Here is a 7,682-nt window from a genome sequence, read left to right as displayed (position 1 = left end):
CATGATCTCCACCTCACGCAGCTTGCCGATGATCTCCTCCGGCTTGTGCTTCTTCGCTGGCATTCGTCGTCCCTTCCTTGATCCAGACTGTCATAGTCGATGGACCACTCAGAAGGGGGCAGCTCAGTTCGCCCGGCCGAACGACGACATCGCCACCCTTCATCACGAACGCGACATGCTCGAGGGTCCGCACGTCGGTCAGGGGATCGCCATCCACGGCGATCAGATCGCCGTACCGACCCACTGCGATAGCGCCGACGTCGGTGGTGCGGTCGAGGGCCTGCGCAGCGCTACTGGTAGACGATTGGATCGCTTCCATCGGGGTCATGCCCCATTCGACCATCTTGGCGAATTGGAGCGCGTTGTTGCCATTGGGGTAGACGCCCGCGTCGGTCCCGAACAGCATCTTCACACCCGCAGCATGTGCAGCGCGGAAGGTTTCGCGTTGCTTGCGACCGATCTGGCGTTCCTTTTCAAGGCTTTCGGCAAAGACGCCGTTCTTGGCCCCTTCGGCGAGGATATAGTCGTCGTCGTAAATATCCATGACGAACCACGCGCCATGGTCCTTGGCGAGCTTGAACGAGGTCGCGTCGGCGAGGCTGGCATGCTCGACCGTGTCGACGCCAGCGCGCAGGCCGGTATTGATACCCTCGGTACCATGTGCGTGGATCGCGACGCGCATGCCCAGCATATGCGCTTCGTCGACGATCGCCTTGATCTCGTTATAGCTCAGTTGTTGCGCGCCGACCGAGTCGGTCTTCGACAGCACGCCACCGGTCATGCACACCTTGATGACTTCGGCGCCATATTTGCGGACGGTCCGTACGGCCGCGCGGAAGCCGTCGGGCGAATTCGCGATCTGCGGCTGCGGGACGCTGACCGATGGCGGGAACTCGGTCGCGTCGCAATGACCACCGGTCACGCCGAGGGCGTAGGTTGCGGGCACGATGCGGGGTCCGGGTATCTCGCCGCGCTCGATCCCCTGTTTCAACCCGACATCGGCATAGTCGCTCGATCCGACATTGCGCACGGTGGTGAACCCGGCATTGAGGGTCCGGCGGGCGTTGGCGACCCCGACGACCGTCCAGTAGCTGTCGGTGAATTCCAGCACCTTGTACCCGCTGAGGGTCGGGTCGCTGGTCAGATGGACGTGCATGTCGATCAGGCCGGGCAGCAAGGTGCGCGCACCGAGATCGATCCGCTCCGCCCCCGCCGGAACCGGATCGCCGCGGCGGCCGACGGTGCGGATGCGACCGTCGACGATCGTCACCTGCGGATCGTCGACGCGCTTTCCCGAAAGGACGTCGACCATATGCGCCGCGGTGACCACCACCGTTTTCGCCCCGGCCGGCGCCGCGACCAAGGCAAGCGCCAGCGAAAGACAGGCCAGACTACGCATCAACGTTCCTTCGAAAGCGGTCAGAAGCGGGCGCCGGCGCGGATGCCGATCGTCCGGGGGGTGTTCGTCACGATGTAAGGCCGCTGGTAGCAACTGCCGCATTGCTGAAAGCGCGACAATTGCGCGCGTTCGTCAAAGGCGTTCTGCAGATAGAATTCGAACGTATATGTCCGGAGATCGAGCCCGACCGAGAAATTGGCGGTCGTGAACGCGGCCAGCCGCCCGGTAAGCGCTGCCGGATTGACGATATCGCCGGTTCCGGTTTCGACGACGGCGGTGCGGATGTCGGACGACGCCGAACTTTGATGCGTCACCAGCGCCTGCACATAGCTTTTGGCACTACCGACCGGGACCGTGTAGCGCGCATTCCCGCTGATCTTGAAACGCGGCGTGATCGGCAACCGGGTGCCGGTCGGCGCGGCGATGAAATTACCGTCACCGGCGCAGGTGAAGGTCGGATCGTCAATCGCGCAGAGGTTCCGCTTCGTCTTCGCATCGGTGTACGACCCCGCGGCAGTCAGTGCCAGTCCGCCAAGATAGGCGCTGATATCGCTTTCGATGCCGCGGATACGGGCGTCGGGACCGTTATGGATTTCGGTAAAGCTGTTGGCGCCGAGGAACGAGAATTGGAACGCGTCCCAATTCTGTTGATAGACCGCACCATTCCAGCGCAGCCGGCCGTCGAGCAACGTCGTCTTCCACCCTGCCTCATAATTGGTCAGGAAGTCGGGCGCATAGGGCGCGACGGTCGCGCGACGATTGATGCCGCCGGGTCGGAAGCCTTTCGACCAGGTACCATAGAATAACAGCCCGTCGGCCGGCTTCCAACTCAGGTTGAGACGATAGGTGACACCCTGTCCATCGACGCTTCGCGGCGACAGTGAACGGCCGTCGAACTGCGCTAGGTTCGTACACGGGCTGCCGCTGACGGCGGCGGGGAACAATGTTCCACCGGGATTGTCGCGCAACAGCGCGCCGGTCGTCGTATAGCATCCGGCGACGCCCGTCCGCGAACTCCCCGCCGCATTATAGGGCGGGCCGTCGAGGTCGCGACCGAAGCCGAAGAAGCCGATCAGCGAATTGTCGAAGATATAGGCGCGCGCACCGGCGGTCAGTGTCAGCTTCGGCAACAGGTCGTAGCTGGCTTCGCCGAAAACGGCATAATCCTTGTCGACGCGATATTGCTCGGTCAGCCACAGCGTGCCGGGACGACCATTCACCGAAAGATTGTCGGCAAGACCGGCAACGCGATAGTCCTGCCCGATGCGGTTGCTCTGCCGTTGGTAGAAGGCACCCGCCACCAGCCGGAGCCGTTCGTCCTGCGGCGATGCGATGCGAAGCTCTTGGCTCATCTTCCTGAAGTGATCGGTGCCGATAATCCGCTGACGTGAATCGATCTGCTGCCCGGCATTGTTGAGGAAGTAGAAATAGCCGGCGATGCCGCCTACCGACGCGTAGAGCGAGTCATAGGCTTCGGCATAATCGGTATAGTCCGACGACTGCAGCGCGCGCCGATCGAAATAGGCGCCGGCATAGGTCAGGTCCCAATTGCCCAGCTTGCCTTCGATCGTCAGTGCCGCCTGCGCAAAACGGTCGCGGCGATATTCCGGGAAGAAATGCTGGACCTGAAGATCGCCGACCTTCGGATCATAGCCGAAGCTGCCGTGATTGCGCTGTTCCTGATAGAGAATGGTCGGCGTTACCGTCCAGCTATCGTCGAGATCGATCTTCAGCGCCGCGCGACCGCCCCAGATGTCGGCGTCATTATAGTTCTTCTCGACGAACTCGGCATTGTCGACGGTGATGTCGCCGGTGAAGCTGCGCGTGCCGGGGACGTTGTCGATGAAGCCCGCGTCATGCTGATAGAAGCCGACCACGCGCAGGGCCGCACGCTGTGACAGGGGAATGTTGAGCATCCCCTCCAGCCGGCCGCCCTGACCGCCCGATTTCACGGTGTTCGCCTCGCCATCGATCCGGCCGTAGAAACCGCTGGTATCGGGCTTGTTGGTGATGATGCGGATCGTACCGGCTTCGGACGACGCGCCGTACAACGTCCCCTGCGGTCCGGCGAGGCTCTCGATACGCGCGACGTCGTAGATATGGATGTCGGGGGTGCCGCCGATCGTCGTCACCGGCTGTTCGTCGAGATAGACACCGACGGAAGGGAGCGAGCCCGAATGGTTGCCGTCGCCGCCACTGGCGACACCGCGCATATAGACGGTGGTGACCCCCGGCTGCGAACTCTGGAACGCGACCGAGGGAAGCAGTTGCGAATAATCGGCGAAGCTGGTGACGTTCAGCTGATCGAGCCGGCGCGTTCCGATCGCCTGGATGCTGAGCGGTACCGTCTGGATGCTTTCGTCGCGCTTCTGCGCGGTGACGATGATCTCATCCTGCTCTGGTTCGCCAGCTGCCGCGTCTGCGGTCGGTGTCGAGGCCGGGCTGTCGGACGACTGGGCAAGGGCCGCTGCGGACGTCAGCGCTGACGAAACAAGCAAAGCCGTTGCAAGCGTTCCACGACAGATCGACCGCATCAAAGCCCCCGTTGTAACATAAAGTTACGCAACGCTACCAAGCGGCTTCCGGACGTCAATATCACGCCATTTGCCACCATCATTTCGCAGGTGCAGCGTGACAGTTTTACCACGCTCGCGCGTTCCGCTCAGTCGAACGGCGGTATCGCCGGGTAGGTGGTCAGCACCGGGCCGAGGCTGTTGCGCAGCGGCTCCAGCCAGCGATCGAACGGCTTCCACGCCTCGGTCCCGTCACGATAGATCGGCCGGCGCACCTGTTCGGAACTGGCGGTGCGGACGGCGCGGCGCGTTTCGTGAAAGGCGAGACAGGCGGGGTCCCAGTCCAGACCGCAGGCCGCGAGCAGGCGTCGCACCTCTCCCTCGGTATCGTCCACCATTTGCTCGTAAAAAACGCGGTGGACGCGTCCGGGAGCGACCCGGTCGACATGCGCCATCAACCGCACATAGTCGCGGTAGTAACGCCCCATGTCGACGAGGTCGTAGCTGAAGGCCTGACCGCGCGCGAAATGCTGTTTGTAGTTGGAGAAGCAGCAACCAAGCGGATGGCGACGGGCATCGATGACACGCGCATTGGGGAGCATCAGCAGGATCAGTGGCAGATGCGCCCAGTTGTTGGGCAGTTTGTCGATGAAGAAGGGCCGGTCGGAGCGACGTTGCACCGCAGCACGGCGCAGATAGTCGTCGCCCATCGCGCGCAACCGCTCGCCATCCAGCGCCGACAACCCGCTTGGATACTCGGCGACGCTCCGGGCAAGGGCGGGCACGTCGGGGAGTTCGGACGTTCCCTCCACCAAAGGATGGCTCGACAATATCTGTTCGATCAGCGTCGATCCGGCGCGAGGCATGCCGAGGATGAAGATCGGATCCGAGGCCATCGATCCCATCCGCGCGCACGCCGCGATCAGGGCGGCGTCGAAGGTCGCGATGCTGTCGTCGACGAAGCGCTCCGTCTCATCGGCGTCATAGACGATGCGGGTGCGCCGTAGCCGGTTGCCCGCGTCATAATGCGCGAATGCCGCTTCGGCCTGGCGGCGGTCCTCGAATGCCTTGCCGAGCGCGAAATCGAGGTGGAAGCGATCCTCCACGCTGACATCGTCGCGGGCCAGCGCGTCGGTCATCGCCGCGATATCGGCGTCGTCGAACGCGACGGTCTTGAGGTTCGCGAGGCTCCACCATGCCTCCCCCAACCACGGCGTGATCGCGACCGCGCGGCGATAGGCGGCGACACCGTCTGCCTGCCGCCCGACGGTCTTGAGCATATGGCCATAGCTCATCCACACGCGCGGCTGCTGCGGCGCATCGCGCAGCACGGTTTCGTACAGCGTGATCGCCTCTTCGAACCCGCCGATCCGCCCGAGCGCCGCCGCCTTCAGATTGGCGTGGCCGACATGATCGGGTTCCTCCTCGAGCAGCAGATCGAGTTCGCTGATCGCGTCCATCGGGCGATTGAGACGGTACAGCACGATCGCGAGATTGGCCCGCGCCGCATGAAAGGTCGGCGACAATTCCAGCGCCCGCCGCAACAGCGTCTCCGCATCCTTGTAGCGCCCGATCCGACCGGCGAGTTCGGCCAGCATCCGGATGGCGCGCGCGTCGAACGGGTCGGCTTTCAGATGCTGGCGCAGCAGCGGCTCGGCCTCGCTCAGACGATTGTCGTGCAGTGCCAGCGCGGCATCGACCAGACGGGGATGCCATCGGCGGTAGGGAAGCAATGGCGGCTGCGGCGTCATGGATCGTAGAAACCATCATGCAACCTCCAGATCAAGGTAAGCCGGTCGGCCGCACATATCGGCGGCCCGCTTCTGCGCAATGCGACGATCCGGTCGTGCGCGCGTTCAGCCGCGGATAAGTCGCCAAAGGATGCCATTTGCCCCAATATCTTATCGCGCAGAGCGAATTACCGGACGAGCGCGAGGCGCGTCGACGCAGGACGGGGAAAAGCGCAGGCGAAACCTATGCGGCCACGCTTCGGCAAATGGCGCCGGAGGCCGATGTGACCATCGTCGCGCCCGCCGATGACGACGCGCCCATCTTCTCGGCAGACGACCTTCGGACATTCGAAGGCGTGTTCCTGACCGGCTCGCCGATGCATGTCTATGACGAGACGCCCGAAGTCGCGCGACAATTGGCGTTCATGCGCGCGGTGTTCGGGTCGGGCGTACCGTCGTTCGGGTCGTGCGCCGGGCTGCAGATCGCGGTCGCGGCGGCGGGCGGGAAGGTTCGACGGATGCCGCAGCGCATGGAGGCAGGCGTCGCCCGTAGCATCCTCGCGACCGAGGCCGGGCGGCACCATCCGCTGCTGGCCGGACGGGGCAGGGTCTGGGAGGCGGGGGCGATTCATGGCGATGAGGTTGAAGTCCTGCCGCCGGATGCTGTTCTGTTAGCGGGAAATTCCGTCACGGGCGTGCAGGCGGCGGAGATACGTTTTGCCGGTGGCGTGTTCTGGGGCGTGCAATATCATCCCGAATTGTCGCTGGAAGAGATTGCGGTGGCGCTGCGGGCGCAGGCGGAGGAACTGGTTGCGCAAGGGCTGGCGGCGGACGCGGGCGACGTCGCCGATCAGGCGGACCTGCTCGAACGGCTGCATGCCAATCCGGACCATGGCCCGACGCGGTGTAAGCTGGGCGTCGGCGACGAACTGGCGGTCGAGGCCAACCGGCGGCGCGAGATCGCCAATTTCCTTGCCCATCTTCCCATGTTGCGGAACAAGGTGGGATGAGATGCTTCTTCGACGATCGCCAGCTCGCCCATGCGCCCGGGCGGGAGTTTCACAATGGCGGTTGGGCGGTCCATGCCGAGACGCCGGGGCGCGCGCGGTCGATAGCGGATGCGCTGGGACGATGGGAAGCGCCGCGCGACCATGGAGCGGAGCCGATCGCGGCGGTCCATGATGCGCGCTATCTGGCGTTCCTGCGGACCGCGTGGGACGACTGGGTTCGGGAAGGGCGCGAGGGCGAGGCGATCGGCTATGCCTTTCCGGTGCGGCATCGGCGGGCGCTAGACCTCACGCGTATCGACGCGCGGCTGGGCGCGTTCAGCATGGATGCGTCGACGCCGATCACGGCAGGCAGTTGGGACGCGGCCTATTGGGGGGCGCAATGTGCCGTGAGCGCCGTCGAGGCGCTGGTGGAGGGCGCGCGGAACAGTTTCGCGCTGTGCCGGCCGCCGGGGCATCATGCGGGCGCCGATTATCTGGGTGGCTATTGCTTCCTGAACAACGCCGCGATCGCGGCGCGGCGGGCAACGGCCAGGGGGCTGGGGCCGGTGGCGGTGCTGGATGTCGACTATCATCACGGCAATGGCACGCAGGACATTTTCCTCAGCGATGGCAGCGTGTTCTTCGCATCGATCCATGCCGATCCGCGCACCGACTATCCCTTTTACTGGGGGCATGGCGACGAGCGGGGTGAGGGAGCGGGGACGGGCGCTACGCTCAACCTGCCGTTGCCGCGGGGGACCGATTGGGCGGCATATCGGCCGGCACTGGCGCAGGCGCTGGCGGCGATCGCCGACTGGGGCGCGAGGACGCTGGTCGTGTCGTTCGGCGCCGACACCTATGCCCATGATCCGATTGCCGGTTTCGCGCTGGAGACCGGGGACTTCGCCGAAATGGGGCGGATGATCGGTGCGGCGGGGCTGCCGGCGGCGATCGTCATGGAGGGCGGCTATGCCGTCGAGGCGCTGGGGACGAATGTCGCGGCGTTCCTGTCGGGCGTGGAAGGTGACGAAGGTGCCACGTAACGGCATTT

At 64.5% G+C, this 7,682-nt stretch carries 4 protein-coding genes and 1 pseudogene; 2 read left to right on the top strand and 3 right to left on the bottom strand.

The genetic code is table 11. The annotated features are described in order from the left end of the window. Window positions 1-142: 142 nt before the first annotated feature. The 3 genes and pseudogenes from MF607_RS10820 to MF607_RS10810 form a co-directional block, all read right to left on the bottom strand. Window positions 143-1,399: pseudogene (locus tag MF607_RS10820) on the bottom strand (Xaa-Pro dipeptidase); the annotation flags it as partial. A 20-nt stretch (window positions 1,400-1,419) separates the two neighbouring features. Further along, the gene (locus MF607_RS10815; protein ID WP_242118473.1) at window positions 1,420-3,933 is read right to left on the bottom strand and encodes a TonB-dependent receptor; all 2,514 of its coding nucleotides are present in this window, start codon (window positions 3,931-3,933) and stop codon (window positions 1,420-1,422) included. A gap of 128 nt (window positions 3,934-4,061) precedes the next feature. Then, window positions 4,062-5,663, bottom strand: coding sequence for a tetratricopeptide repeat-containing sulfotransferase family protein (locus tag MF607_RS10810; RefSeq protein ID WP_242118471.1), 1,602 nt, complete (start codon window positions 5,661-5,663; stop codon window positions 4,062-4,064). Between the two features lie 137 nt (window positions 5,664-5,800). Between MF607_RS10810 and MF607_RS10805 the strand changes: the two genes are divergently transcribed. Continuing rightward, the gene (locus MF607_RS10805) at window positions 5,801-6,652 is read left to right on the top strand and encodes a type 1 glutamine amidotransferase (protein ID WP_242118469.1); all 852 of its coding nucleotides are present in this window, start codon (window positions 5,801-5,803) and stop codon (window positions 6,650-6,652) included. Beyond that, window positions 6,649-7,674 (top strand): histone deacetylase family protein, encoded by a 1,026-nt coding sequence (locus MF607_RS10800; RefSeq protein WP_242118467.1) that lies wholly within the window; start codon window positions 6,649-6,651, stop codon window positions 7,672-7,674. Before MF607_RS10805 ends, MF607_RS10800 begins: the two co-directional genes overlap by 4 nt. Window positions 7,675-7,682: the final 8 nt, after the last annotated feature.

This window comes from Sphingomonas lacusdianchii (assembly GCF_022664395.1).
GTDB classification, from domain to species: Bacteria; Pseudomonadota; Alphaproteobacteria; order Sphingomonadales; family Sphingomonadaceae; genus Sphingomonas; species Sphingomonas lacusdianchii.
Note: the sequence above shows the minus strand (reverse complement) of the source record. Positions and strands in the feature narration are given on the sequence as shown.

What these genes read in the sequence shown, in the direction of transcription:
- MF607_RS10815 (WP_242118473.1), bottom strand. Translation starts at nt 3,933, where the DNA reads ATGCGGTCGATCTGTCGTGGAACGCTTGCAACGGCTTTGCTTGTTTCG.
- MF607_RS10810 (WP_242118471.1), bottom strand. Translation starts at nt 5,663, where the DNA reads ATGACGCCGCAGCCGCCATTGCTTCCCTACCGCCGATGGCATCCCCGT.
- MF607_RS10800 (WP_242118467.1), top strand. Translation starts at nt 6,649, where the DNA reads ATGAGATGCTTCTTCGACGATCGCCAGCTCGCCCATGCGCCCGGGCGG.